The following is a 26,222-nucleotide window of genomic DNA, read 5'->3' as shown; positions in this document are numbered from 1 at the left end:
GCGGGCCAGTCGCCCGCGTCAGTAGGTCGCGGCGTTCGAGAGGATCAGCGGCGGCTGCGGGGCCTGGTTGAAGTCGAACGCCGTGGTCAGGTCGCCCAGCAGGGGGTTGGTCTCCCGCACGCTGGGCCGGCCGTCCGGGCGCCCGTCGGTGCCGGGGTCGATCCGCTGGCCGTGCAGGAAGTCGTCCTCGATGAACTTGATGTAGGCGTCGTGGCTGGCGGTCTGGTGGTCGATGTAGCCCTTCCGGGCGTACGGGCTGATGATCAGTCCGGGCACCCGGAGGCCGTAGCCGTTCTCGTCCGCCACGGGCGGGGCCACGTGGTCGTAGAACCCGCCCCAGTCATCCCAGGTCAGGAAGATCGCGGTGCTGTCCCAGTCCGGTCCGGACATGACGGCGTTGACCAGGCCGGCCACATAGGCCTGGCCGGTCTTGATGCTGGCCGGGGCGTGCTCGCTGACCTTGTCGGTGGGCGCCACCCAGCTGACCGCCGGCAGGGTGCCTTGCTTGGCGGCGTCGTAGAAGTTCCCCAGCGCCTGGATGTTCCCCAGCTCGCCGTCCTCCTTGACCGTGTCGAAGTACAGCAACGGATTCCAGAGGCCCGGCGTCTTGGCGTCCTGCTTCACCGGGGCGCAGGTCGCGGCGTCGTCCCGGCAATCCGGTTCGGTGCCGTTGAAGACGTAGTAGGCCCACGGGACGTGCTGCTGGTGGAGCAGGTAGGTCAGGTCCGTCCAGGCGTAATCGGGGAGCTCGAGCTTCTTGGCGGCGTCGCTGAGCTTTTTCTTCAGCGCGGCCGGCACCTGGGCCGCGTCCACCGCGGCCTGGCAGCTGGGGTAGGAGTCCGTGGGCTTGCAGCTGGCACTGATCAGCTGATCGATCTCGGTGGCCAGGTCCGGGCTGATGCCGGCCGCCTTGAGCGCGTCCTGGCAGGGCTGCAGGTCCAGGCCCGTCTGGCACTTGCCGATCAGGGTGTTGCGGATGATCTCGGGGTCGGGTCCGCTGTCCGGGTTCTGCAGCTCGTTGACGCACGACGACGGGTCCCCGGCCCTGCTGCACTTGGCGGACCACTCCGAGACCAGGTAGAGGTGGGCGGGGAGGCTCCAGGCCGACGCCGCGGCGAAGAGGTGGTCCTGCAGGGTGAAGTTCTGGGCGTAGGCCCAATAGTTCGGCAGGTCGGTGCCGTCGTGATAGCCCATCACGTCGGTGGCCTTGGTGTTGTACGTGCACGTTGCGGCCGTGGCGGTGCAGCCGGAGAGCCCCTTCTCCGCCTGGGCCACGAAGCCGTCCATGGCCCCGCCGTTGACGTCGGCGACCTCGTCGGAGTGGCTGTGCGGTGCCCCCGCGTTGTTGACCTCCGGGTTGTGGTACGGCCGGATGCAGCCGCCGCGGCCCGGATCGGGCAGGCAGACCGACGGCGTCCCATCCTGCATGGGGATGCCGTCCGCCCCGGGGTAGGTGCCGAAGTAGCTGTCGAAGGACCGGTTCTCCTGGGTGATGATCACCACGTGCTTGATCTTGGCGATGCCCTGGGGCGGCGCCTGCAGCAGTTGGAGGCCGCCCAGGACGTTGCCGATCAGCCCGGTGCCGCCCGCTCCGGCGCCGGCCAGCACCGCCACCAGCACCAGCAGGGCCACGGTGGAGCCGGCGGCGATCACCAGGCGGCGGCGCCCGAACCGGCCGAGGCGGCCACGGAGGGTGCGCTGACTCATGGCTGCCCCTGGGATCCGGAGCGGTAGACATCGCCGCCGAAGGCGTTGACCCCGGGCTCGGCCGCACCGGCCAGGCGCGGCAGGCCGAAGATGTCCTCCATGCTGGCCAGCAGGCTGTAGTGGTTGTACGCCCGGTCCGAGCTGCCGCCCGGGACCGTGAACGGCGAGAGCACCAGGGCCCCGACCTTGCCTCCCGCCGTGCCGCCGGTGACGCCCGACGACGGTCCGACGGCGCCGCCGTCGGCCTCGTCGAAGGTGATCACCAGCATCCCGTCCTGCTGGTAGGCGGGGGAGGCGAGGATCGCCGGGACCTGGCTCTTCAGCCACTCATCCGCCGTGCCCAGGCCGCCGGCGGTTCCGTCCACGCAGGGGCTGTCGTGGCCGTCGTGGCAGAGGTTTGGCGTGATGTAGGACAGGTTGGGGGTGGTGGCGGCGGAGGAGAGGTCGTGCGCCAGCGCCGAGTAGTTGACGACGTTCCGGCCGCAGCCGGAGCCGTCCGTGATGGAGCGGAAGTAGACGAACGGGTTGTGCCGGGTGGCGTACTGGTCCCCGGCGGTGGCGGCGACGTGGGTGTCGACGGCGTCCGGTTGCGGGTGCTCGCACGGGGTGGCCATGTCCTCCATGTAGCCGCGCCAGGTCTTGTGCGCCGCGTCCAGTTGCCCGGCGAGGGTGGGAACCTCGGCCGGGAAAAGGCACCCGTCGCCCAGCAGTTGGCCCTGGGAGTCCAGCCCCGTGCCGCTGAAGGGCGTGTACGTGTGGCAGTCATGTTCGGTGCTGCTGTTCGGCGGCTGGCCGGAGATCTGGGCCAGGTAATTCGGCAGCGAGTTGTGGGAGACGCCGTAGTAGCTGTCCAGCAGGACGCCCTGGGCGCGCAGGGTTCCGGCCAGGTAGGGGGCGGGGGAACCGCTGTCCCAGACCCGGTCGAAGCCCTTGTTCTCGAGGTTGATCACGAAGACGTGCCCGGGTGTCCCGGTCCGTTGCGGCGCGGCGGCGGGGGACTGGCAGGCCGTGATCGCGGTGAGAAGCAGGGCGAGCAGGAAGGCGACCCGTGCGGCACTGCGGCGCCGACTCCGGTGCGCGCTCCGGTGGGAAAGCAGGGTCACGGTCAGCTCCTCTCGGGACCGCCGGGGAACCCGTTTCCGCGCCTCCGGGTGGGGGAGCAACGGGATACCCGGTTCAAAAACTGTGCCATGCCGCGGAGGCTCCGCTCCCGCGTGAAGGCTGTGAGTTCCCCTTGAATTTCGGTGGCCCGAAACTTACTGGCGTCTCGCCGGCTACTCGGCGCTGGGCCGGCGGCGCTGCTGCTTCGTCGCGGAGCGCAGTTTCTTCCCGGCCAGCCGCCGCCGGGTGGAGCCGCGGGTGGGCGAGGTTTTGCGCCGGGCGGCGGGTCCGGGCGCCAGTGCCTCCGCCACCAGGTGGACAAGGCGGGCTGCGGCGGCCTCCCGGTTGCGGAGCTGGGACCGGCGCTCGGACGCGGCGACGGTCAGGACACCGCCGGTCAGCCGGCCTTCCAACCGGCGGCCCAGCGACTCCCGCTGGTCCTCCCGCAGCGAGGGCGATCCGGTGACGTCCCAGGACAATTCCACCCGGCTGTCCGAGGTGTTCACGTGCTGGCCGCCGGGGCCGGAGGAACGCGAGAACCGCCAGCGCAGTTCCGACGCCGGGATCGTCAGGGAATTGTTCACCTCCAGGTCCATGCCACCAGCGTGTCACAGAACTCGCGGCCGTCGGCGGAACGATTGGCGGGACGACCCGGCGCCGCGCCCGCCGCCGTCGGGCCCCTCACCCGGCGCTCCGCCCTGCGGTGCGGCGTGGCGCCGTTCCGGGTGCGGCGTGTAATCTCTGAACACGGCGATGGATCCCGCCGGAACGGCCTGCACTCCGCACCCCGTTCGAACCGCCTCCTGGCTGATGGTTCCTGCCTTTGCACCAACGAAGGTGGGTGACCCGTGCTGACAGCCGCGTCGCCGCGACGCCTCACACAGACGCCACAGGACAGGAGCATCATGACACCAGCAGGACCCGTCCCCGGCCCGGCGGACCCCGCCGCCGGAGGGCAGCACGCCGCGTCCGGACACACCTCCGGCTCCATCGATCGCATCGCCGGACCCGTGGTCATGGGCGCGGTCCCGGGCCAGCCGCCGGCCGTCGCCCACCGGGCCGCCGAGCTTGCGCTCAGCCTGGGTGTTCCCCTGATCTGCGCCTACGTGGACGTCACCAGCTACCTCGCCGATGACCCCGCCGGCCGCCGTCCTGGTGATCCCAGCGGCGCCCGGCCGATCGATCCCGACGGCATCGACGACGACGTCGAGGGGATCGCCGCGGCGCTGAAGGCCCGGCTGGGGGAGACCCTGGACGCCGGCGGCGTGCCTTGGTCCTTCGTCGCCCTGGCCGGGGACCCCGCGCGGGCACTCGGCCGGCTCGCCGAGGCCAGCGGCGCCTCGATCATCGTCGTCGGGACGCGGGAGCGTGGCCTCGGCGCCCGCTTCGAGGAGCTGCTGGTCGGCTCGGTGGCCGTGCACCTGACCCACCGCCAGCACCGCCCTGTCCTGGTGGTCCCGCTCGCCCCGCAGCCCCGGCACCACGCACGGGAGGGCCGGTAATGGAACCCCGCACCCCGGACACCGTCCCCGCCGCCCGGCCGGACGGCACCGACGCCGCGGCGTCCGGCCCCGGGCACCGTGCCCCCGGCTCCGGGCACCCCGCGCCGGAGCCGGCACGCCTCCGGCGACCGCTGCACCTGCACCCGGGCTTCCTGCTGCTGGTGGTGGCCGGCGGGATCGCCGGAACGCTGGCCCGCTACGGCCTCGGCTCCGTCCTGCCCGCCCCCGGCGGCTGGCCGCTGCCCACCCTCGTGATCAACCTGGCGGGGGCGTTCCTGCTGGGCCTGCTGCTGGAGGCCCTGATCCGCCGCGGCCCCGACGCCGGGCGGCTCCGCGTCATGCGGCTGCTCCTTGGCACCGGGTTCATGGGCGCCTTCACCACGTACAGCACCCTGGCCTTGGAAAGCAACGGACTGCTCGCCGCCGGCCGCTCCCTCGACGCGCTGGCGTACGTGGGAGCCTCCCTGGTGGGCGGTTTCCTCTCCACCTTCGCCGGCATCCGGCTGGCCTCCGCGCGGAAGGGGGCAGCCGCATGAGCCCGCTCACCGTCGCCCTGCTGGGCCTGGCCGGGGGCCTCGGCGCCGCCTCCCGGTTCCTGCTGGACGGACTGATCCGCAGCCGGGTCCGCGCCGCCCTCCCCGTGGCCACAATCGTCATCAACGTCACCGGCTCCCTCCTCCTCGGCCTGATCGCCGGGGCCGTCGGAGCCCACGCCGCACCGCCGGAACTCCAACTCATCGTCGGGACCGGGTTCCTGGGCGGCTACACCACCTTCAGCACCGCCAGCTTCGAGACCGTGCGCCTGGTCCAGTCCGGCCGGTCCGGGCTGGCGCTGGTCAACGGCCTCGGCACGGCCCTCGCCGCGGTCGGTGCGGCCGCCGGCGGCCTGGCCCTGGGCGGGCTGCTGTGAGCTCCCTTGGCCAGCCGGCACAGGCCCAGCCGGTAACGGCCGCGCGCCGCGGAAACCGGTTCGGCCCGATGGGCTTCGTCCTGTCCTTCGGCGTGGTCAGCATGCTGGCCGACGTCGTCTACGAGGGCGCCCGCGCCATCACCGGCCCATACCTGGCCACCCTCGGCGCCAGCGCCGTGATGGTCGGCTTCATCACCGGCGTCGGCGAGGCAGTGGCGCTGGTCCTCCGGCTCGGAACCGGGCCGCTGGCTGACCGCACGCGCAAGTACTGGCCGCTGACCATCGCCGGGTACGCCCTGACCGCCGTCGCCGTCCCGCTGCTGGCCCTCGCCGGGTCCCTCTGGCAGGCCTCCGCCCTGGTGATCACCGAACGCTTCGGCAAGGCCGTCCGCACCCCCGCGCGCGACACCATGCTCTCCCACGCCGGGGCGACGCTGGGCCGCGGCCGGGCCTTCGCGATCCACGAGGCGCTCGACCAGTCCGGCGCCCTGGTGGGCCCGCTCCTGGTCAGCCTGATGATCGCGGTCTCCGGTTATCAGCTGGGATTCGGCGTCCTCGCCATCCCCGGCGCGCTGGCCATCGCCGCGGTCGTCCTGCTCCGGCGCTTCGTCCCGGCCCCCGAGCGGTTCGACGCCGGGCTCGCCGGCAACGGCGAACTCGCCAACGCAACGGCTCACGTGACGGTGCCCGCGGCACCGGCCGTCCGCACGCCGTTGCCGGCCCGGTTCTGGTGGTACAGCGGCTTCACCGCCGTGTCCATGTTCGGGTTCTCCACCTTCGGCGTGGTCTCCTACCACCTGGAGGTGGAGAAAGTGCTGTCGCCGGCGCTGATCCCCGTGACCTACGCCGTGTCGATGGGCGCGGCGGCCCTCGCGGCGCTGGCCTCGGGTGCGCTGTACGACCGGATCGGATTGCGCGGGCTGCTGGTGGCTTTGCCGCTCACCGCCGCCGTGCCGTTCCTGTCCTTTTCGGATTCACCCGCCCTGGTGTGGGCCGGCGCGGCGGTCTGGGGCGCGGCCCTGGGCATCCACGAATCCACCCTGCGCGCCGCCGTCGCGGACCTGGTCCCGGCCGCCCGGCGCGGCACGGGGTACGGGATTTTCACCGCCGTCTATGGCCTTGCCTGGCTCGCGGGCTCGACCATCATCGGCGCCCTGTACGCCTCGTCCCCGGCGGGGCTGGCGGTCTTCACGATCGCCACCCAGGTGGCCGCCCTGCTGGTCTTTATCCCGCTGCTGCGTTCCGGCGCGGGGCGGTCCGCCGCGTCGGCGTAGGCGCCTATACCGCCGGGTCGGCGGCGAGTTCGCGCTTGAGGATCTTGCCGCTGGGACCCAGCGGCAGTTCGCTCAGCAGCCGGATGATGCGCGGGTACTTGTAGGCGGCCAGCTGCGAGCTGGCGAACTCGACCAGTTCCGCTTCCGTGACCGTGGCCCCGGCGTCGAGCACGATCGCCGCGGCAACCTCCTGGCCGTGGACCTCGTGCGGGACGCCGTAGACGGCGGCGCTGACCACCTGCGGGTGGGTCAGCAGCAGCTCCTCGACCTCCCGCGGGTACACGTTGTAGCCGTTGCGGATGATCATGTCCTTCTTGCGGTCCACGATGGTGAGGTAGCCGTCGTCGTCCTTGGTGCCCAAGTCGCCGGTGCGGAACCAGCCGTCGACCACGGCCTCCGCGGTGGCCTCGGGCCGATTCAGGTAGCCTTTCATCAGCAGGTGGCCGCGGACCACCAGTTCGCCGAGTTCGCCGTTGGGCAGCAGTTCGATGCTCTCCACGGTCTCGGCCCGGGCGATTTCGATGTCCACGCCCCAGATCGGGATGCCGATGGTGCCCGGCCGCGGCGTCATGCCGACGTGGTTGAACGCCGCCACCGGGGAGGTCTCGGTCAGCCCGTAGCCCTCGTGGATTTCGATGCCGAACACATCGCGGAACCGGTCCATCACCGCCAGCGGCAGCGACGCCCCGCCGGAGATTCCGTAGCGCAGGTCCGCCGGCCGCACCGCCGTCGACTTCGCGGCCTCCAGCAGCGCCACGTACATGGTGGGTACCCCGACGAAGACGTTGACCTTGTGCTTGGCCACCAGCTCCAGGGCGCCCTGGCCGGTGAACCGAGGCAGCAGCACCACGGTGGCGCCCGCGCGCAGCCCGGCGTTCAGGACCACCGTCTGGCCGAAGGTGTGGAAGAGCGGCAGTCCGCCGAACAGCACGTCACCGGGCTTGAAGTCCATCACGCTGGTCAGGATCACGGAGGTCTGCTCCACAAGCGCGAAGTGCGTCCCCAACGCACCCTTGGGCTTGCCCGTGGTGCCGGAGGTGTAGAGGATCGTGGCGGTGTCCGAGGGGCGGCAGGGTTCGTAGCTGCGGATCGGTTCCGCCGCGGCGGCCTCCGCCTCGAGCCGGGGCAGGTCCCCGCCCTCGGGCGACATGACGGTGAGGACGTCGACGCCGCTGGCCGCGGCCCCGGCGGCGCCCTCGCCCAGGAGGGCGTCCGCGCAGATCATCAGCCGCGCGCCGCTGTCCTGCAGGACGTACTCGATTTCGCGGGCCTTGAGCAGGGCGTGCACCGGCACCACGATCGCGCCGAGGGCCAGCACCGCGTAGTACACGCGGGCGAAGTCCGGCACGTTCGGGATCAACACGGCGACCGCGTCGCCCGGGCCGATGCCGCGGGCCCGCAGGGCGCCGGCGTACTCCCGGGTCTGCCGCCAGAGATCGCCGTAGCTGGTCCGGTCCTCCCCGACGATCAGGGCCGTCCGGTCCGGGGAGCGGCGGGCGGACTCCGCCAAAATCGCCGCGACGGAAATGGTGGCGAAACCGTCGCCGCTGGTGGTGTTGGTCATGGCCTGCTTCTTCGTCGGAGGGGGTGGTTAGGCTTTGAGGACCAGGGCGTCGCCCTGGCCGCCGCCGCCGCAGAGGGCGACGACGCCGGTGCCGCCGCCGCGGCGCTTCAGGGCGAGTGCCTGGTGCAGGACCAGGCGGGCCCCGGAGGCGCCGACGGGGTGGCCGAGGGCGATCGCGCCGCCTTCGGCGTTGACGACGTCGGTGTCGATGCCCAGGTCGTTGGCGGACTGGATCAGCACGGAGGCGAAGGCCTCGTTGATTTCCACCAGGTCCAGGTCCTTGGCGTGCAGTCCCTCCTGGGCCAGGGCGCGGTCGATGGCCCGCGCCGGCTGGGAGTGCAGGGAGCCGTCCGGGCCGGCGGTCTGGCCGTGGGCGCCGATCTCGGCGATCCACTCCAGGCCGGCGGCGATCGCGGCTTCCTTGCTGGCGATGACGAGGGCCGCGGCGCCGTCGGAGAGCGGCGAGGCCGAACCGGCGGTGATGGTGGCGGCGGCGTCCTTTGAGAACGCCGGGCGCAGCTGCGCGAGGGACTCGGCGGTGGTGTCGGCACGGATGCCCTCGTCGTGCTCCAGGGTCAGGGCCTGGCCCTTCCGCTGGGGGACTTCGATCGGGGCGATTTCCTCGGCGAGGATCCCGGCGGCACGGGCGGCCTCGGCGCGCTGGTGCGAGCGGGCCGCGACGGCGTCCTGCTCCTCGCGGCTGATCTGTCGTTCGACGTTGCCGGCGTCCGTGGCCTCGCCCATCAGCTTGCCGCTGACCGGGTCCTGCAGGCCGTCGTGGTTGAGGGAATCGAGCATGGGCGCGTCGCCGATCACGACGCCGGCGCGCAGTCCGGGGACCAGGTGCGGGGCGTTGGTCATGGATTCCTGGCCGGCGGCGACGATGAAGTCGGCCTCCCCGGCGCGGATCATCCGGGCGGCGTCGATCACGGCGGTGAGGCCGGAGAGGCAGAGCTTGTTGATGGTGACGGTGGGGACGTCCCAGCCGATGCCGGCGGCGAGGCTGGCCTGCCGGGCGGGGCCCTGGCCCGCGCCGGCCTGGATGACCTGGCCGACGATCACGGCGCCGACCTGTTCGGGGGCGACCCCGGTGCGCTCCAGTGCGGCGCGGATGGCGTGGGCACCCAGCTCGCTGGAGGAGAAGGCGGACAGGCCGCCGCGGAAGCGGCCGAAGGGGGTGCGGGCGCCTCCGAGGATGACCGGGGTGATGGCGTTCTGGTTCATGGGTGGGTCCTTTGGTGGGTGGCGTCTGTCAGGGGACGGCGGATCAGGCGAAGGCGTGGAGGGGTCAGGCGAAGGCGGAGGTGCCGGTGATGCCGCGCCCGATGATGAGCGCCTGCATCGTCTCGGTGCCTTCGTAGGTGTGGATGGCCTCGATGTCGGCCAGGTGCCGGGCGACGCGGTTGGCCAGCAGGATGCCGTTGCCGCCGAGCAGGTCTCGGGCGTTGGAGGCGATGCCGCGGGCAAGCCGGGTGCAGGTGTACTTGGCCAGCGCGGCCTGCTCGGCGGTCAGGGCGCCGGCCTCGTCCAGCCGGGTCATCTGTACGACCATCAGCTGCATGGTCGAGAGCTCGCTGAGCATGCGGGCCAGCCGTTCCTGAACGATCTGGGAGGAGGCCAGCGGGCGGCCAAACTGCTTGCGCTGCTTGGCGTACTGGACGGCGGTTTCGTAGCAGGCGGTGGCGTGGCCGACGGCGGACCAGGCGACGCTGAGCCGGGTGGCCAGGAGCACGCGGGCGGTGTCCTTGAAGGTCCGGGCGCCCGGCAGGATGTTCTCCTCCGGAACGAAGACGTTCTCCAGCCGGATGTGCGCCTGCCAGATGGCGCGCAGGGCAAGCTTGCCCTCGATGGTGGTGCCCGCGTATCCGGGGGAGTCCTGCGGGACGAGGTAGCCGTGGACCTGCCCGTCGTCGCCGCGGGCCCACACCACGCTGAGGCCGCCGATGGAGCCGTTGCCGATCCATTTCTTCTCGCCGTTGAGCAGGACACCGCCGTCGGTGGGGGTGGCGGTGGATTCCAGGCCCACGGAGTCGGAGCCGTGGGTGGGTTCGGTGAGGGCGAAGGCGGCATACTCGGTGCCGTCGGCGATGGGAGCCAGCCAGCGCTGCTTCTGTGCCTCGGATCCGCATTCCGCGACCGAGCGGAGGGCCAGGCCGCCCTGCACGGCGATCATCGTGGCCACGGAGCCGTCGCCGCGGCTGATTTCCATGGTGACCAGGCCGGCGGCCATGCTGCTCATCGGGGCGTGGCCCGCGACATCGATCCCGTCGCGCAGCAGGTCCAGTTCGCCGAGGCGGCGCAGCAGGTGCACGGGGTATTCGGCGCGTTCCCAATAGCCGTCGATCACCGGCAGCACCTCGTCCTGGACGAAGCCGCGGGCGCGGTCCCAGTAAGCGCGGTCCTCGTCGCTGATGCCGGTGAAGAGGGCTGCCGGGTCGGTTTCCAGCGCCTCGGTCAGAAGGTAGTCCGGCTCCACGGTGCCGGCGGGGAAGCCGGCCGGGACGGTGCGGGAATGGTCGGTGGCCGCGGAGGCGGGCGACGTCGTCGTCATGTGCGTGCTGGTCCTCGTCGATAGCGTCGGCGGCTGCGTGCCGCCCGTGGCGTGGCTCACACCACGTCGATCAAGGATGCAATGAAACGCAGTTCCACGTCAAGAAACTCCGTTCCAAGGATCCGGTACGTCTGGGGGAACTCGTCAGGGGAGTGCGTCGCGGACCGCGCGGGCCACGGCGTCCTTGTCTGCGGCTCCTGCCAGCACGGTCACCACCACGGTGCTGGCTGCCGCTGCCGGGGCGGTGCCGAGCAGGACCGGCCGGAACAAGGCGGAGAGGCCGCGGAGTTCTGCGGCGAGATCGCCCACCCGCCCGGTGTCGGCGTTCTCCTGCTGTCGGGTTTCTTCGGTGGCGGGGGAGCGCAGCCACTGGCGGAGGAAGGCGTTGTGGACGGCGACGACGGCGGCGGCGTAGGCGACGGCGGTGTGTTCGCGGTGGTCGGCGGCGGCGGGCCGGTCGGCGACCCCTGTGGCGGCGGAGGCGGCGGCCGGCAGACGGTCCAGCAGGTGCACGAGGAAGGCGCGCTCGTACCGGTGCGAGGTGACCAGTTCCCGGTCCCGGAGCGAGGGCACGGCCTGCATCAGTTCGTAGCGTGCCCGGGAGGTTTCGCGGTGGCGCAGATGGTGCTCGAACACCAGCAGGGCGGCGTCCTCGACGGCGGCGAGCGGATCCTGCCGGGATTCGGCCAGCCGACCGGTGACCTGCGCCAGGATCCGTTCGTGGTCGGCGAAGACCACGTCTTCCTTCGACCCGAACTTGCGGAAGAAGGTGCTGCGGCTCATCCCGGCGGCCTCGGCGAGTTCCTCCACGGAGGTGGCGTCGAAGCCCTGCCGGGCCAGCAGCCCGATGGCGGCGGCCGCCGGGCTGTCGGCGTCGTGGGTCACGGGCTGGCTGGTCATGGCCCGAAAGTAGCACACCGCCGCTCCCCGGCTCTGATCGGCGCGGCCCGGCCCGGCGCTGGGTCAGCGCCGCTGCGCGGGGACGCCGGAGTCCTGGCTGGCCGGCGGGATGAGCCGTCCCATCAGGGACCCGGCCCCGCTGCCCGGAGCCGGCGTGTAGACCACCAGGTGAAGGTCCGGCCGGTCCGAGGGGGAGAGCTGATGGTGTTCCAACTGCAACGTGCCGACGCCTGGGTGGTGGAAGACCCTCTCCCGCGACTCAAAGCCAAGAATGTCGTACCGGTCCCAGCCTTCCCTGAACCCCGGGCTGGCGGACTTGAGCCGTTCCACCAGGTTCCTGACGTCCACGTCGCCCAGGCGCTGCCCGGTTTCGGCACGGAACTCGGCCAGGAACCGCTGGCTGGTCACCTCCCAATCCGGCAGGAGGTCCCGGACGTAGGGGTCGGTGAAGACGAGCCACAGCAGGTTGCGGTCGGCGGCGGGCACGGTGGCGATGTTGGGGAACAGAGCCGCGTAGGCGCTGTTCCAGCCCGCGATGCCCCAGTCCGGGAACAGGGCGAACGACGGATTCGGGTCCAAGGCGTCGAGCAGGCGCTGGAGATGGGCGGGGGCGGTGGCCGCCGCGGCGGGCCCCGGCCCGACGGCGGCGTAGCCCCCGAGGGAGAGGACGTAGTCCAGTCCGGCGTCCGAGAGATGCAGGGCCCGGCCGACTGCTTCGAGTACCTGGCGGGACGGATTGATGTCCCGTCCCTGCTCCAGCCAGGTGTACCAGGTCACGCTGACGCCGGAGAGGAACGCTACCTCCTCGCGGCGCAGTCCCCGCTCGCGGGTGCGGGACAGGGGTGGTAGACCGTAATCCACCCGGACGGCCTGGTTCCGGCGGGCCCGGAGGAAGAGCCCCAGTTCTTTGCGACGATCGGAGTGCTGCACCTAGAAATACTATTACTCTGTTAGTACTACTACTAGTATTAGGGCCGTCTTCTCCCCGGGCCGCGGCGCGGTGCAGGATGATACACATGCCTGCACTTCGCTCTAAAACCGTCACCCACGGCCGGAACATGGCCGGAGCCCGCGCACTGCTGCGCGCCTCCGGCGTCGCCAACTCGGACATCGGAAAGCCGATCATTGCCGTGGCCAACTCCTTCACCGAGTTCGTCCCCGGCCACACCCACCTCGCCCCCGTCGGGCGGATCGTCTCCGACGCGATCCTGGCCGCCGGAGCGGTTCCCCGCGAGTTCAACACCATCGCCGTGGACGACGGCATCGCCATGGGCCACGGCGGCATGCTGTACTCCCTGCCCTCCCGCGACCTGATCGCCGACTCCGTGGAGTACATGGTCAACGCCCACTGCGCCGACGCCCTGGTCTGCATCTCCAACTGCGACAAGATCACCCCCGGCATGCTGATGGCCGCGCTGCGCCTGAACATCCCCGTGGTCTTCGTCTCCGGCGGCCCCATGGAGGCCGGCCGCGTCACCCTCACCGACGGGTCCGTCCGCTCCCTGGACCTGGTGAACGCCATCTCCGACGCCGTCGACGAGTCGATCTCCGACGCCGACATCAACCTCATCGAAGAAAACGCCTGCCCCACCTGCGGATCCTGCTCCGGCATGTTCACCGCCAACTCGATGAACTGCCTCACCGAGGCCATCGGCCTGTCCCTGCCCGGCAACGGCTCCGTGCTCGCCACCCACACCGCGCGCAAGGCGCTGTACGAGAAGGCCGGGAGAACCGTCGTCGAGCTCGTGAAGCGTTACTACGACGGCGACGACGAGTCGGTGCTGCCCCGCTCGATCGCCACCGCCAAAGCCTTCGACAACGCCATGGCGCTGGACATCTCCATGGGCGGATCCACCAACACCATCCTGCACCTGCTGGCCGCGGCCCAGGAGGCGGGCGTGGACTATGGCCTGGCCGAGATGGACGCCAAGTCCCGCCAGGTACCGTGCCTTGCCAAGGTGGCCCCGAACGTGGCCAAGAACCGGACCTACTACATGGAGGATGTGCACCGCGCCGGCGGCATCCCCGCGCTGCTGGGCGAGCTGAACCGCGGCGGGCTCCTGCACAAGGACGTCCATTCGGTGCACTCGGCCGACCTGGACGGCTGGCTGGACGACTGGGACATCCGCGGCGGCAAGGCCACGGAGGAAGCCGGCGCCCTGTGGCACGCGGCCCCCGGCGGCGTCCGGTCCTCCACCGCGTTTTCCCAGTCGAACGAGTGGACCTCGCTGGACACCGACGCGGCCGAAGGCTGCATCCGGTCCGTGGAGCACGCCTACTCCAAGGACGGCGGCCTGGCCGTGCTCCGCGGCAACGTTGCCGTGGACGGCGCCGTGGTGAAGACCGCCGGTGTGGATGAATCCATTTGGACCTTCTCCGGCCCGGCCGTGGTGTGCGAGTCCCAGGATGAGGCCGTGGAGAAAATCCTGAACAAGACCATCAAGGAAGGCGACGTGGTGGTCATCCGCTACGAGGGGCCCAAGGGCGGTCCGGGCATGCAGGAAATGCTGTACCCGACGTCGTTCCTCAAGGGCCGCGGCCTGGGCAAGAAGTGCGCCCTGATCACCGACGGCCGTTTCTCCGGCGGCACCTCCGGCCTGTCGATCGGGCACATCTCCCCGGAGGCTGCCTCCGGCGGAACCATCGCCCTGGTCGAAGACGGGGACATCATCAGCATCAACATCAGCCAGCGGTCCCTGCAACTGGAAGTCAGCGATGAGCTGCTGGCCGAGCGGCGGGAGAAGCTGCTGATCAACGGCGGCTACAAGCCCAAGGACCGGGAACGCCAGGTCTCGGCCGCGCTGCGGGCATACGCCGCCATGGCCACCTCCGCCGACAAGGGCGCCGTCCGCGACGTCACGCTCCTGGGCGGCTAATCCCCGCCGGCATACTCTCCGCGCACGGCAGCGCCGGCCCGTTGCCCTATCACCTATGGTGCCCATGACCCCTCCCTGGCACCCGGACGTGGTAGGGCAACGGGCCGTTCGTGTGCCAGCATGGGCGGACGAACGACGCCAGGGAGGCAATGGAATGAAATCCAACGAACTGCTGCTCGATGCCTTTGGCCGGATCCGCGAAACGGTGGAGGCAGTGCTGGACGGAACGGACGAACGCGGCCTGACCCGGCGCCCGGGAGGGACCGGGAACTCCATCGCCTGGCTTCTCTGGCACCTGGCCCGCGTGGAGGACGCCCAGGTCTCCTCCGCCGCCGGCCTCCCGCAGGTCTGGACCACCCAGGGCTTCGCCGGCAGGTTCGGCCTCCCGTTGCCCGAGCGGGACACCGGCTACGGGCACTCCTCCGCCCAGGTGGACTCCGTCACCGCCGGGCCGGACCTGCTGCTGGAGTACTACGACGCCGTCCACCGGCAGACCGCCGGCTTCATCGAAGGACTGGACGACGGCGGCCTGGACCGGGTGGTGGACGAGCGGTGGGATCCGCCCGTCACCCTGGGCGTGCGCCTGGTCAGCACGGTGGCGGACTGCCTCCAGCACGTGGGCCAGGCCGCCTACGCCGGGGGCCTGGGCGGCTGATCCGCCCAGGCCCGTGGTCAGGCTGGTTGCTTCGTGTGAAACCGCCGGCGGCTACCTGCGGGCGCTGAGCACCATGGCCGAGCCGCCGCCGCGACGGACCGGTTCGGCGGCGGCGGTCAGCCGTCCGTCCGGCCCGAACTCGATCGCCGTGGCGGCGCCGATCTCCGCCGCGGACGTGAAGGCGTCACCCGAGGGCGTGAACTGGTGCCCGAACGGGGTGAGCTGATCGCCGTAGGCCGCAATGAACGCCGGCTCGGCGGTGACCTTCGCCGTGTTCCGCTGCGAGGCGCGGGGCGCGGCGATGGCCTCCGAGATGGTCATGCCCAGGTCCACCCGGTTCAGGATGGTCTGCAGCACGGTGGTGATGATCGTGGACCCGCCGGGCGAGCCCAGGGCGACGAACGGGGCGGCGTCCTTGAGGATGATGGTCGGGGACATCGAGGAACGGGGACGCTTCCCGGGTTCGATCCGGTTCGGGTCCTGCGCGTCATAGACCGTGGAGAAATCGGTCAGCTCGTTGTTGAGCAGGAAACCGCGGCCGGGAACCACCATGCCGGAACCGCCGGTCTGTTCGATCGTGAGCGTGTACTCGGCCACGTTGCCCCACTTGTCCGCCACCGTGAGGTTGGTGGTGGAGATGTTCTCGGTGTCCTTTTCGCTGGCCGCCGGCGCCGTGGCGGCGGGGCACACGCCGTCGTAGTTGGCGACATCGCCCGGCGCCACCGGCTTGGTGGCCGCGTGCAGGGGATCGATCAGGCAGGCGCGCTCCTTGCCGAAGAGCGGATCGGTCAGGGCCGCCGTCGGGACCGTGACCTTGGCCGGGTCGCCGACATACTTGCCGCGGTCGGCGAAGGACAGGGCGCTGGCCTCCAGGTAGTGGTGCAGCGCGCCGGCGGTGGACAGGCCGGAGAGGTTGGTGGGGGCCAGGATGTTCAGGGCCTCGCCCACGGTGGTGCCGCCGCTGCTGGAGGGAGCCATGCCGTAGACGTCCAGTCCGCGGTAGCCCACCCGGGTGGGGGCCTGGTCCGCGGCCCGGTAACCGGCCAGGTCCGCCGTCGTCATCGATCCCGCGGGCACGGGCAGCGTGGTGCCGGGGGCCTTGGCGGGGTTCTGGACGGTGGCCGCGATGTCGGCGGCCACCGGCCCGGTGTAGAAGCCCGCGGTGCCTTGCCGGGCCAGGAGCCGGTAGGTCGCGGCGAGGTCGTGGTTCTGGAAGATGCTGCCGACGGCGGGGGCGTCGCCGCCGGGAAGGAACAGCTCGCTGGTGGCCGGGAAGGCGGCGAACCGGGCCTTGTTGTCCAGGGTCTGCTGGCGGAAGGTGGTGTCGACGACGAAGCCGCGGTCGGCCACCTTGATGGCCGGTTTCAAGGCGTCGCCCAATCCCAGGCTGCCCCACCGTTCCAGGGCGCGCTGCCAGGTGGCCGGGGTGCCCGGAACACCGACGGCGACGCCGCTGGTGACCAGTTCCGGGGTGAAGCGGTAGGGCTTCCCGGTGGATTTGTCGATGAAGGCGTCGGGGGTGATGCCGGCCGGCGCGGTTTCCCGGCCGTCGATGGTACCCACCGACTTGCTGTTGGCGTCGTAGTACACGAAGTACCCGCCGCCGCCGACGCCGGCGCTGTACGGTTCGGTCACACCCAGGGTGGCGGCAGCCGCCACCGCGGCGTCGGCCGCGTTGCCGCCCTTGCGGAGGACCTCGATCGCCGCGGCGGACGCCTCCGGATCGACGGTGCTCACGGCACCGCCGTACCCGGTGGCGGTGGGGGTCTTCTCCGTCTCGCGGGGATCGGCGACGGCGGGGCCCGCGACGGCGCCGCCGGCCACGGTGAGTGCCAGCGCCGCCGTCAGGGCGGAGAGCCTGCGTCCTGGTGTTTTCATGAATGCTCCCGGTGAAGAGGTCAGTCGATTTATGTCACACTACGTGTCGATTTTGTGACATTCAATGACAAGACGTTCTGCGACGGGGGCGTCAGGTCGGTTCCGGCCTCCCGTCGAGGCGCCGGACCAGGGCGTCGAGTATGGGGAGCTGGCCGCGGACCAGCCGGAGCCTGGCCTCGTCCTCGCCAACCCATTCGGCTGCGTCGATCTCGGGGAATTCCCGGATGGTGCCCGAGCCCCTGGGCCATTCCAGCGGGAAGGTGTTGCTGACAATGCGCTCCGGGGCGAAGTCCGTCTCCGCGGCGAAGACGGTGACCACCTTCCCGGATGACTGCCGGAAACTGCCCAACGGAACGTAGTCGGCCTCGGGCGGCGGGGTGCCGATCTCCTCGGTGAACTCACGACGGGCCGCGGCGAGCGGGTCCTCCCGGTCCGTGTGGATCCCCTTAGGTATGGACCAGGACGCGGTTTTCTTGCGCGCCCAGTAAGGACCGCCCATGTGGGCGATCCAGACCTCCAGCCCGGCGCCGGTCCGGCGGTAGAGCAGCAGGCCCGCGCTGTGGACGGTCACTTGGCTGCCGGGTCCGCTTCTTTGCCGGTCCCGTGTTCCGGCGCGGCGTCCTTGAGCGCGGCCACGGCCGACCGCACCGCGTCGGGCATGGTGGTGGCCGGCCGCCCGATCAGGGATGCGAGCTGGCCGGAGGTGACCAGAAGGTCGCCGCGGGCAATGCCGACGTCGGAGTCGGCGAGGATGCCGACGAAGTCCGCGGGGACCCCGAATCCGGCGAGCATCGCGGCGTAGTCCGCGGCAGGGAGGTCCTGGTAGGCCACAGGTTGTCCGGCCACCGCGCTGATCTCGGCCGCCAGTTCCGCCATGGTGAAGGCCTGGTCGCCGCCGAGTTCATAGACCTTGCCGGCCTGGTCATCGGCCAGGAGCACGGCTGCGGCCGCGTCCGCGTAGTCGGCACGGGCGGCGGCGCTGACCTTGCCGTCACCGGCGCCGCCAGCGAAGCCGCCCTGGGCCAGGGTGCCCGGCAGCTGTTCGGTGTAGTTCTCCAGGTACCAGCCGTTGCGGAGGAGGACGTGGGGCAGTCCGGACTCGGCGAGGAGCTTCTCGGTGGCCTGGTGTTCGGCGGCGAGCTTCATCCCCGTGCTGTCCGCGTTGGCGATGCTGGTGTAGGCGAGGAGTTCCACGCCCTCGGCCCGGGCGGCGTCGATGACGGTCCGGTGCTGTTCGAGGCGCTGCCCGACGGCGCTGCCGGAAATCAGCAGCACCCTGGACGCACCCTTGAGGGCCGCCGCGACCGACCCGGCGTCGTCGTAGTCCATGGCCCGGACCTGGACGCCGCGGCCGGCAAAATCGTCCAGTTTGTCGACGGCGCGGCCGACGGCGACCAGCTCGCCGGCGGGGGCGCCGCGGCGGAGCAGGGATTCCAGGACGAGGCGGCCCAGGTGGCCGGTGGCGCCGGTGACAACGATGCTCATGATGGTTCCTCTCGGGTGGTGTGCTCTTCCGAGGGCTTCAACACGCGGGTGGCACCGGATCATCCCGGCGCCTCACGCAGTCCAACCATCCGGCCCGGGGGAGCGGCTGACCCGGGAGGCCGGGCCCGGACCGCTACCAGTTCTGCGGGTCGTTGAGCCGGCACAGCTGCGAGCTGCACTGCCGGTCGCTGACCTGCCAGTCGGGTTGCCGGGCGGACGCCTGCCGCTGGTCGGTCCAGTTCGGAACCACCCGGGATCCGCACGCCGGACAGGGCGGCTCCACGTGGGCGCGTCGCTGTGCCTTATTCATATTTCCCCCAAGAAATGTTGAAACGTACCCGCCACGGTAGCAATAACTCCAGTGACGTTACAAAACCCGGGGGCGGGGGTGGGTCCTATGCGTCGTCGTCGGTGAGGCGGCGGAAGTCGCGGGAGAGATAGAACGCCAGTGCGGCGAAGTTGCCGCTGTCCACCGTAACCGCCACCGTGTTGCGGCCCTGTATCTGGAGGGTGTCGAGGCAGTGGCTCAGCAGTTCGTCGGCCAGGCCCTGGCGGCGGAAGTCGGGGTGGGTGAAGAGTTCGGCGATCACGGCGTCCCATTCCCCGTCGCTGCCGGGGGCCGGTTCGGTGACGATGATGGCCGCGGTCAGCTGGCCCTCTGGTCCGGTCAGGACAGCGGAGGCCTCGGGGAGGTGGGCGCCCTCCGCTCCGGCGAGGAGCGCGTCGATCCAGCCGGTGGCCCGCTCGGGCGGCTGGGGCAGGCTCTCCGCGTACGACTCGTGGTACATCCGTGAGAGTTCGTCGACGTCGTCGGGCTTGATGGGGCGGAGGGGCACGCCGCGGCGGGTGGAGCCGCCGGCGGCCGTTTCTGCGGTGAGGACGAAGAGGGGATTCACGGCGACCTGCACTCTCTCCTGGGCGGAGTCCGGGGATGCCCGGGCCGGGGCGGTGCGCTCCGGCCTTCCATCCAGACTGTACCGCCAATATTGCGCCCAGGTTTCGGGCCGGTGATATTTGTGGAGATCTTTCGGCTGCCCTGTAGCCCGGACACAGGAACGGCCCGGCGGCACAGGGGATTCCTGCGCCGCCGGGCCGTCTGCCGGCACGGTGGACGGGCCGCGCGCGGCGGACCGTCCCGGGTGGAGGGTGTGCCTAGCTGAGCGTGGCCGTGTCGATGACGAAGCGGTAGCGCACGTCGGAGGCCAGAACCCGCTCGTAGGCCTCGTTGATCTTCTCGGCCGGGATGACCTCGATCTCGGCGCCCAGGTGGTGCTCGGCGCAGAAGTCCAGCATCTCCTGGGTCTGGCGGATGCCGCCGATCATGGAGCCTGCGAAGGAGCGCCGGCCGCCGATCAGGGCGAACGCGTTGACCGGCAGCGGCTCGGCGGGGGCGCCGACGTTGACCATGGTGCCGTCGAGGCGCAGCAGCTGCAGGTAGGAGCTGATGTCGATCGAGGCGCTGACCGTGTTGATGATCAGGTCGAAGCTGCCGGCGAGCTCGCTGAAGGTGTTCTCGTCGCTCGTGGCGTAGTAGTGGTCGGCGCCCAGTTTCAGGCCGTCTTCCTGCTTCTTCAGCGACTGGGAGAGCACGGTCACCTCGGCGCCCATGGCGTGGGCGATCTTGACGGCCATGTGGCCCAGGCCGCCCAGGCCGACGACGGCGACCTTCTTGCCGGGGCCGGCGTTCCAGTGCTTCAGCGGGGAGTAGGTGGTGATGCCGGCGCACAGCAGGGGAGCGGCGACGTCGAGCTCGATGCCCTCCGGGATCCGCACCACGAAGTCTTCGGTGACGACGACGTGGGTGGAGTAGCCGCCCTGGGTGATGGTGCCGTCACGGTCGACGGCGCCGTAGGTGCCGGTGTTGCCCTTGAGGCAGTACTGCTCTTCGCCGGCCTGGCAGTTCACGCACTCGCCGCAGGAGTTGACCATGCAGCCGACGCCGACGCGGTCACCGACGGCGTGCTTGGTGACGGCGGAGCCGACCTCGGTGACAATGCCGGCGATCTCGTGGCCGGGAGCGAGCGGGTAGGACTGGGGGCCCCAGTCGCCGCGGACGGTGTGGATATCCGAGTGGCAGATGCCGGCGAACTTGATCTCGATCAGGACGTCATGGGGTCCGACGTCGCGGCGTTCGATCGTGGTGGGGACCAGGTCGCCGGTGGCGGACGGTGCGGCATAAGCGTTAACGGTAAGCATGTATCTCCAGTGTGTATCTGTGATTCGTTAGCGGTCTGGGGAGAATCAACAACAGCTGCCGGCGGGGGATCAGCCCAAGGCTGCGCCGGAATGTGCCCCCGGCCGGCGAACCGATCGGAGCCACAGTGGGAGACAACAGCGCACCCGGCGGGATTGTTCCGCAGTGTGCTGATTAATTTTTTTGACGTCCGACGCCGGTGCCGCGTGGAAGGCGGGTCAGGCGCGTCCGCGGGCCATGTCCGGGTAGACGCGGACGAACTCGATCCGGTTGCCGGAGTTGGTCCGTGCCTTCGGTGTCCGGGAGAAGCCCTTCGCGTCCAGGTTGTTTCCGGCCCGGAACTCGGCCAGCGACCGGTCGTAGGCGGCGTTGAGGTCCCGTCCGGTGAACTCCGCGGTGGAGCCGTCGCTGAAGGTGATGGTGACGGGGGTGCCGGCCGGAAGGTGCCGAGGCATCCGGATGAAGCCCTCGTCGTCCTGCTGGAAGTGCATCAGGGGGTCTGCTCTCTGTGGGGGACGGGCTCAGCGCCAGCCCAGTTGCGGGGCGACGTGCTTGAGCACGGACTCGATGACGTGGGCGTTGTAGTCGACGCCCAGCTGGTTGGGGACGGTCAGCAGCAGGGTGTCGGCCGCGGCGATCGCCTCGTCCTCGGCCAGTTTGGCGGCAAGTTCGTCCGGGGCTCCGGCGTAGGAGCGGCCGAAGATCGCCCGGGTTTTTTCGTCGATGTTGCCGATCTGGTCCGAGCTGCGCCGGTCACGGCCGAAGTAGTGCCAGTCCCGCTCGTCCGTCAGGGCGAAGATGCTGCGGCTGACCGACACACGGGGTTCGCGCTGGTGGCCGGCGTCCTTCCAGGCCTGCCGGTAAAGCTCGATCTGTTCGGCCTGCTGGATGTGGAAGGGCTTGCCGCTCTCGTCGTCCTTGAGCGTGGAACTCTGCAGGTTCATGCCGAGTTTCGCGGCCCAGACCGCGGTGGCGTTGGAGCCGGAGCCCCACCAGATCCGCTCACGGAGCCCCGCCGAGTGCGGCTCAATCCGCAACAGCCCCGGCGGGTTCGGGAACATCGGCCGCGGGCTCGGCGCGGCGAAGCCCTCGCCCTTCAGTACCTCGAGCAGCCGTTCGGTGTGGCGGCGGCCCATGTCGGCGTCGGATTCGCCGTCCGCCGGGGTGTAGCCGAAGTGCCGCCAGCCGTCGACGACCTGCTCGGGTGACCCGCGGCTGATGCCGAGCTGCAGCCGGCCGCCGCTGATCAGGTCCGCCGCCCCGGCGTCCTCGGCCATGTAGAGCGGGTTCTCGTAGCGCATGTCGATGACGCCGGTGCCGATCTCGATGCGGCTGGTCCTGGCGCCGACCGCCGCCAGCAGCGGGAAGGGAGAGGCGTACTGCTGGGCGAAGTGGTGGACGCGGAAGTAGGCGCCGTCCGCGCCCAGCTCCTCGGCCGCGACGGCGAGGTCGATCGCCTGCAGAAGTGCGTCCGAGGCGCTGCGGGTGCCGGACTCCGGGTGGTCGGTCCAGTGGCCAAAGGACAGGAAGCCAATGTTTTTCACATCAGCCCCAACGCGCCACCGGGGGTTCCTATTCCGTCCGTCGGGCCGTTCTGCGGGTGGGGAACGGCGGCGTGCGGCCCGGTGCGCCGGGGCGGGGAGAATGGAAGCGTGACTGCCCCCGCCAGGAATCCCCGCCTCCATCGCCGTCCCTTTGACATGGGTGCCATCGGCGCGGGCCTGGTATTCGCCGGGTCCCTGGGAGAGCTGACCGGTGCGCTGGCGGCCGGTGGCCCCGGGGCTGCCGCGGTGGTGGAGTCGCCGCCGGGGACCGGAAAGACCACGCTGGTGCCCCCGTTGCTGGCGAACCTGACCCTGGCCGGCGCCGCGGCCGCCGACACGAACGGGGCGGCCGCCCGGATCGTGGTCACCCAGCCCCGCCGGGTCGCCGCCCGTGCCGCCGCCCGCCGCCTCTCCGCCCTGGACGGCAGCCCGCTGGGGGATCGGGTGGGCTACGCGGTACGCGGCGAGCGGCGGACCTGCCCGGACACCCTCGTGGAATTCGTCACCCCCGGGATCCTGCTGCGTCGCCTGCTCGCCGACCCGGGACTGGAGGGGACCGCCGCCGTCGTGCTGGATGAGGTGCACGAACGAGGGCTGGAGACGGACCTACTGCTGGGCATGCTGGCCGAGGTGCGCCAGCTCCGCGGCGATCTGGCCCTGGTCGCGATGTCCGCCACCCTGGACGCGCGCCGCTTCGCCGAACTGCTGGGGGACACCGACGGCGGCCCGGCCGTGCCGGCGCCCGTCGTCGGCTGCCCCAGCGCGCTCCATCCGCTGGAGGTGCAGTGGGCGCCCGCGCCGGGACCGCGGCTGGATGCCCGCGGCGTGACCCGCTCCTTCCTGGACCACGTCGCGGACACGGCGGCCGCCGCGCACGCCGCCGCCGTCGCCGCCGGGGACGATCTCGACGCGCTCGTCTTCATGCCGGGCGCCCGGGAAGTCACGCACGTGGCGTCACGGCTGCGGGGACGGACGACGGCGGAGGTGCTGGAGCTGCACGGCCAGGCCGACCCCGCGACCCAGGACCGGGCGGTGTCCGGGCGCGTCCCCGGCGTGCAGCCGCGGATCATCGTCAGCACCGCGCTCGCCGAATCATCCCTCACCGTCCCGGGCGTCCGCCTGGTGATCGACTCGGGCCTGGCCCGCGAACCGCGCCGCGACGCCGCCCGCGGCATGACCGGCCTGGTCACCGTGTCCTGTTCCCGGGCGTCCGCGGGCCAGCGGGCCGGCCGTGCAGCGCGCCTGGGCCCGGGCCGGGTGGTGCGCTGCTACGACGAGCGCAGTTTCGGTGCCGCCCCCGCGCATGTCACCCCGGAAATCACCGTCGTGGATCTCACCGGGGCCGCCCTGGTGCTCGCCTGCTGGGGTTCCCCCGAGGGCCGCGGCATGGCGTTGCCGGATGCCCCGCCGGCCGCGGCGATGGCCGACGCCGTCGCGGTCCTGCGGGAACTGGGCGCCGTCGGACCCGACGGCCACGCCACCGGCCTCGGCCGCACCCTGGCACGCATCCCCGCCGACCCGCGGCTGGGCCGCGCGCTCCTGGAGGGCGGTACCGCGGTGGGCCCCCGAGCGGCCGCCGAGACCGTCGCCGCCGTGTCCGGCGGCCAGCGCGCCCCCGGGGCGGACCTGCCCGGGCTGCTGGCGGCACTGCGCTCGGGCAGGGATCCCGGCGCGCGCAGTTGGGCCGACGAGGTGCGGCGGCTGGAGTCGATCGCCCGTACCGCGGGCGCGGGTGGCCGAATTGCGCCCGAACCGGCGCCCTCCGCCGCCGCGGAGACCGGGAAGAAACCGGCCGGCCCGAGGGCGGCCGGTGAGGAGGCCGGCCACGTCGTCGCCCTCGCCTTCCCCGACCGGGTGGCGCGCCGGGTGCCCGGCCCCGGCGACCGTTACCTGCTCGCCTCCGGCACCCGCGCCGCCCTTCCCGGCAGCAGCCGCCTCTCCGGGCAGGACTGGCTCGCCGTCGCGGAGGTCAGCCGCGCCGACGGGCATCAGGCCGCGGGCACCGGCGCCGTCATCCGCGCCGCGGCGCCGCTTGTCCCGGCAGATGCCGAAACCGCCGCCGCGCACCTGCTCACCGACACGGTGGTCGCGGCCTTCGACGGCGGCCGGGTGACCGCCCGCCAGGAACGCCGGCTGGGTGCGATCGTGCTGTCCTCCACCCCGGTACGTCCGACGCCGGAAACGGGCCGCGCGGCCGTGGGCCGCGCCCTCGCGGGGGCGGGGCTGGGCGCCATCGGCTGGTCACCGGCCGCCGACGCGCTCCGCCGCCGGCTGGCCCTGCTGCACCGGGAGCTCGGCGCGCCCTGGCCGGATGTCTCGGAGGAGGCCCTGTTGGCCCGGCTGGAGGACTGGCTGGCGCCCGAACTCGAGGCGCTGGCCGCGGGTGGCCGGACTGCCGGCGTCGACCTCCTGGACCCGCTGCGGCGGCTGCTGCCCTGGCCCGAAGCGTCGCGCCTGGCCGAGCTGGCGCCCGAATCCCTGAAGGTTCCCAGCGGCTCGATGGTCCGCATCGATTACCCCGCGGCGGACGACGACGGCGGCCGGCCCGTTGTCGCGGTCAAGCTGCAGGAGTGCTTCGGCTGGGATCGGACGCCCCGGCTGGTGGAGGGCCGGGTGCCGGTGCTTTTCCATCTGCTGTCCCCGGCGCGGCGGCCGCTGGCGGTCACGGACGACCTTGCCTCGTTCTGGTCCGGGCCGTACGCCCAGGTCCGCGCGGAGATGCGCGGACGCTACCCTAAGCACCCGTGGCCGGAAGACCCGTGGACGGCCCCGGCCACCGCGAAGGTCAAGAACCGGATGTAGGCGCCTAGTGGGGCAGGTGCTCCTGGTCCCGGTGGGCCGCCGGTTCGAGCTGGAAGGTGGAGTGCTCCACGGAGATGTCGAAGTGTTCGGCAACGCAGCGCTGCAGGTCGGCCAGGATGGTCGCGGCGTGGCCGTCGGTGAGGCACTCGTCCTCGAGGGTGACGTGCCCGGTAATGACCGGGGTGCCGGACCCCACCAGCGAGGCGTGCAGGTCATGGACGTCGATCACGTGCGGCAGTGCCAGGATGTGGGTCCGCACCTGGCCCAGGTCGAGGCCCTTAGGGGTGCTCTCGAGCAGGACGTGCACGGTCTCCATCAGCAGTTTGAGGGTCCGCGGGATGATCAGCGCACCGATCAGTAGGGACACCAGCGCGTCGGCCCGGGTCCAGCCGGTCCAGGCGATCACCAGGGCGGCGACGATCACCGCCACGGAGCCCAGAGCGTCATTGAGCACCTCGAGGAACGCGGCGCGCATGTTGAAGTTGTGCTTCCGGCCGGCGGCCAGGACCAGCAGGCCCACGGCGTTGCCGGCCAGGCCGATCACGCCGAACCAGAGCATCAGCGAGGATCCCACCTCGGGGGGCTCGAACAGGCGCCGGATGCCTTCGACGATCACGAAGGCGCCCACGATCAGCAGAAGCCCCGCCTGCAGGGCCGCGGCCAGGATCTCGGCGCGCTTGAAACCCCAGGTCCGCTTCATGGTGGCGGGCCTGAGCGCCAGGGACGCCGCGATCAGCGCGATCAGCAGGCCGGCCGCGTCCGTGAACATGTGTCCGGCGTCGGCCAGCAGGGCCAGGCTGCCCGAGAGCACCGTGCCGGTGATCTCCGCAACCATGACCAGGACCGTGATGCCGAAGACCAGCAGCAGCCGGGTGCGGTTGCCGTCGGCGTCGACGGCGTGCGAGTGGTCGTGGTGCCCGCTCACGGCGCGCAGTCCTCGTCCGGGCAGGTGCAGATGGGCTCCACGGTGAGGATGACCTCCAGCAGGTCCCCGAGGGCGTGGGCGAGCTTGACGTCCGAGAGTTCGTAGCGGACCTTGCGCCCGGCCGGTTCGGCGACGACGAGGCCGCAGTCCCGCAGGCAGGCCAGGTGGTTGGAGAGCATCTGCCGGCTTACGCCGAGGGACTCGGCCAGCTCGCCCGGGAACGCCGGCCCGTCCTTGAGCCTCAGCAGGATCGAGGACCGGGTGGGGTCCGCGAGCGCCTTGCCGAACCGGGCCAGGACGCCCGTGCTGGTCAGTGTCTGCATGCGAAAATACTACAGCGATTTCTGTACTGTC

Annotated in this window: 24 protein-coding genes and 1 riboswitch; of the genes, 7 read left to right on the top strand and 17 right to left on the bottom strand. The window is 71.4% G+C overall.

Annotated elements, in window-relative coordinates; genetic code table 11:
* Positions 1 to 18: 18 nt before the first annotated feature.
* The 3 genes from ACFUCU_RS03570 to arfB all read right to left on the bottom strand — a co-directional run bounded on the left by ACFUCU_RS03570 (position 19) and on the right by arfB (position 3,404).
* Positions 19 to 1,707, bottom strand: a complete 1,689-nt coding sequence (locus tag ACFUCU_RS03570) for a phospholipase C (RefSeq protein WP_377970696.1) — start codon at positions 1,705 to 1,707, stop codon at positions 19 to 21.
* On the bottom strand, positions 1,704 to 2,810 hold the full coding sequence (locus ACFUCU_RS03565) for an alkaline phosphatase family protein (RefSeq protein ID WP_377970694.1): 1,107 nt from the start codon (positions 2,808 to 2,810) through the stop codon (positions 1,704 to 1,706). The genes ACFUCU_RS03570 and ACFUCU_RS03565 overlap by 4 nt, the downstream gene beginning before the upstream one ends.
* 171 nt (positions 2,811 to 2,981) lie before the next feature.
* Positions 2,982 to 3,404, bottom strand: coding sequence for an alternative ribosome rescue aminoacyl-tRNA hydrolase ArfB (arfB, locus tag ACFUCU_RS03560; protein WP_377970692.1), 423 nt, complete (start codon positions 3,402 to 3,404; stop codon positions 2,982 to 2,984).
* A 144-nt stretch (positions 3,405 to 3,548) separates the two neighbouring features.
* A riboswitch (Fluoride riboswitch) is annotated at positions 3,549 to 3,635 on the top strand.
* 78 nt (positions 3,636 to 3,713) lie between these two features.
* Here arfB and ACFUCU_RS03555 point away from each other — a divergent pair.
* The 4 genes from ACFUCU_RS03555 to ACFUCU_RS03540 are packed head-to-tail and all read left to right on the top strand — an operon-like array spanning position 3,714 to position 6,494.
* Positions 3,714 to 4,310, top strand: a complete 597-nt coding sequence (locus tag ACFUCU_RS03555) for a universal stress protein (protein WP_364137551.1) — start codon at positions 3,714 to 3,716, stop codon at positions 4,308 to 4,310.
* On the top strand, positions 4,310 to 4,846 hold the full coding sequence (locus ACFUCU_RS03550; protein WP_377970690.1) for a fluoride efflux transporter FluC: 537 nt from the start codon (positions 4,310 to 4,312) through the stop codon (positions 4,844 to 4,846). Before ACFUCU_RS03555 ends, ACFUCU_RS03550 begins: the two co-directional genes overlap by 1 nt.
* Entirely contained in the window at positions 4,843 to 5,220 is a 378-nt protein-coding gene (gene crcB / locus ACFUCU_RS03545) for a fluoride efflux transporter CrcB (RefSeq protein WP_364137547.1), read from the top strand. The genes ACFUCU_RS03550 and crcB overlap by 4 nt, the downstream gene beginning before the upstream one ends.
* Complete coding sequence (locus ACFUCU_RS03540; protein WP_377970688.1) at positions 5,217 to 6,494, top strand: MFS transporter; 1,278 nt, start codon at positions 5,217 to 5,219, stop codon at positions 6,492 to 6,494. Before crcB ends, ACFUCU_RS03540 begins: the two co-directional genes overlap by 4 nt.
* Before the next feature lie 4 nt (positions 6,495 to 6,498).
* Here ACFUCU_RS03540 and ACFUCU_RS03535 read toward each other — a convergent pair whose 3' ends face one another.
* From ACFUCU_RS03535 to ACFUCU_RS03515, 5 genes are all read right to left on the bottom strand, one after another.
* Entirely contained in the window at positions 6,499 to 8,058 is a 1,560-nt protein-coding gene (locus ACFUCU_RS03535) for a long-chain fatty acid--CoA ligase (RefSeq protein WP_377970686.1), read from the bottom strand.
* Between the two features lie 27 nt (positions 8,059 to 8,085).
* Positions 8,086 to 9,282, bottom strand: a complete 1,197-nt coding sequence (locus ACFUCU_RS03530) for an acetyl-CoA C-acetyltransferase (RefSeq protein ID WP_377970685.1) — start codon at positions 9,280 to 9,282, stop codon at positions 8,086 to 8,088.
* A gap of 64 nt (positions 9,283 to 9,346) precedes the next feature.
* Positions 9,347 to 10,609 carry an acyl-CoA dehydrogenase family protein gene (locus ACFUCU_RS03525; RefSeq protein ID WP_377970684.1) on the bottom strand — a complete coding sequence of 421 codons (1,263 nt, stop codon included), beginning with the start codon at positions 10,607 to 10,609 and terminating at the stop codon, positions 9,347 to 9,349.
* 144 nt (positions 10,610 to 10,753) lie between these two features.
* Complete coding sequence (locus tag ACFUCU_RS03520) at positions 10,754 to 11,509, bottom strand: TetR family transcriptional regulator (RefSeq protein WP_377970683.1); 756 nt, start codon at positions 11,507 to 11,509, stop codon at positions 10,754 to 10,756.
* A gap of 63 nt (positions 11,510 to 11,572) precedes the next feature.
* Positions 11,573 to 12,439 (bottom strand): helix-turn-helix transcriptional regulator, encoded by an 867-nt coding sequence (locus tag ACFUCU_RS03515; protein WP_377970681.1) that lies wholly within the window; start codon positions 12,437 to 12,439, stop codon positions 11,573 to 11,575.
* Positions 12,440 to 12,525: 86 nt separating this feature from the next.
* On the opposite strand from ACFUCU_RS03515, the gene ilvD reads away from it, so the two are divergent.
* Both ilvD and ACFUCU_RS03505 read left to right on the top strand, forming a co-directional pair.
* On the top strand, positions 12,526 to 14,385 hold the full coding sequence (gene ilvD, locus ACFUCU_RS03510; protein ID WP_377970679.1) for a dihydroxy-acid dehydratase: 1,860 nt from the start codon (positions 12,526 to 12,528) through the stop codon (positions 14,383 to 14,385).
* A gap of 154 nt (positions 14,386 to 14,539) precedes the next feature.
* On the top strand, positions 14,540 to 15,040 hold the full coding sequence (locus ACFUCU_RS03505; protein ID WP_377970677.1) for a DUF664 domain-containing protein: 501 nt from the start codon (positions 14,540 to 14,542) through the stop codon (positions 15,038 to 15,040).
* Between the two features lie 51 nt (positions 15,041 to 15,091).
* Here the strand turns inward: ACFUCU_RS03505 and ggt are convergent, their stop codons facing one another.
* From ggt to ACFUCU_RS03470, 7 genes are all read right to left on the bottom strand, one after another.
* Positions 15,092 to 16,918, bottom strand: a complete 1,827-nt coding sequence (gene ggt / locus ACFUCU_RS03500; protein WP_377970676.1) for a gamma-glutamyltransferase — start codon at positions 16,916 to 16,918, stop codon at positions 15,092 to 15,094.
* Between the two features lie 91 nt (positions 16,919 to 17,009).
* Positions 17,010 to 17,489: an NUDIX domain-containing protein gene (locus tag ACFUCU_RS03495; protein WP_377970674.1), complete on the bottom strand. Its 480-nt coding sequence runs from the start codon at positions 17,487 to 17,489 to the stop codon at positions 17,010 to 17,012.
* Positions 17,486 to 18,403 carry an NAD(P)H-binding protein gene (locus tag ACFUCU_RS03490; RefSeq protein ID WP_377970673.1) on the bottom strand — a complete coding sequence of 306 codons (918 nt, stop codon included), beginning with the start codon at positions 18,401 to 18,403 and terminating at the stop codon, positions 17,486 to 17,488. Before ACFUCU_RS03490 ends, ACFUCU_RS03495 begins: the two co-directional genes overlap by 4 nt.
* A 395-nt stretch (positions 18,404 to 18,798) precedes the next feature.
* Positions 18,799 to 19,299, bottom strand: coding sequence for a GNAT family N-acetyltransferase (locus tag ACFUCU_RS03485; RefSeq protein ID WP_377970672.1), 501 nt, complete (start codon positions 19,297 to 19,299; stop codon positions 18,799 to 18,801).
* A gap of 256 nt (positions 19,300 to 19,555) precedes the next feature.
* Positions 19,556 to 20,599, bottom strand: coding sequence for an NAD(P)-dependent alcohol dehydrogenase (locus ACFUCU_RS03480; protein ID WP_377970670.1), 1,044 nt, complete (start codon positions 20,597 to 20,599; stop codon positions 19,556 to 19,558).
* A gap of 216 nt (positions 20,600 to 20,815) precedes the next feature.
* Entirely contained in the window at positions 20,816 to 21,088 is a 273-nt protein-coding gene (locus tag ACFUCU_RS03475) for a hypothetical protein (RefSeq protein WP_377970668.1), read from the bottom strand.
* A gap of 30 nt (positions 21,089 to 21,118) precedes the next feature.
* Positions 21,119 to 22,141, bottom strand: coding sequence for an LLM class flavin-dependent oxidoreductase (locus ACFUCU_RS03470; RefSeq protein WP_377970666.1), 1,023 nt, complete (start codon positions 22,139 to 22,141; stop codon positions 21,119 to 21,121).
* Positions 22,142 to 22,297: 156 nt separating this feature from the next.
* Here ACFUCU_RS03470 and hrpB point away from each other — a divergent pair, with 156 nt between their 5' ends.
* The gene (gene hrpB / locus ACFUCU_RS03465) at positions 22,298 to 24,943 is read left to right on the top strand and encodes an ATP-dependent helicase HrpB (protein WP_377970805.1); all 2,646 of its coding nucleotides are present in this window, start codon (positions 22,298 to 22,300) and stop codon (positions 24,941 to 24,943) included.
* A 4-nt stretch (positions 24,944 to 24,947) separates the two neighbouring features.
* Here hrpB and ACFUCU_RS03460 read toward each other — a convergent pair whose 3' ends face one another.
* Both ACFUCU_RS03460 and ACFUCU_RS03455 read right to left on the bottom strand, forming a co-directional pair.
* Complete coding sequence (locus tag ACFUCU_RS03460) at positions 24,948 to 25,868, bottom strand: cation diffusion facilitator family transporter (protein WP_364137515.1); 921 nt, start codon at positions 25,866 to 25,868, stop codon at positions 24,948 to 24,950.
* On the bottom strand, positions 25,865 to 26,191 hold the full coding sequence (locus ACFUCU_RS03455; RefSeq protein WP_377970664.1) for an ArsR/SmtB family transcription factor: 327 nt from the start codon (positions 26,189 to 26,191) through the stop codon (positions 25,865 to 25,867). Before ACFUCU_RS03455 ends, ACFUCU_RS03460 begins: the two co-directional genes overlap by 4 nt.
* Positions 26,192 to 26,222 lie beyond the last annotated feature (31 nt).

The sequence above is a fragment of the Arthrobacter sp. NPDC057259 genome, assembly GCF_042668995.1.
Taxonomy (GTDB): domain Bacteria; phylum Actinomycetota; class Actinomycetes; order Actinomycetales; family Micrococcaceae; genus Arthrobacter.
The sequence above is the reverse complement of the archived record's forward strand: the minus strand, read 5'-3'. Positions and strand labels throughout refer to the sequence as shown.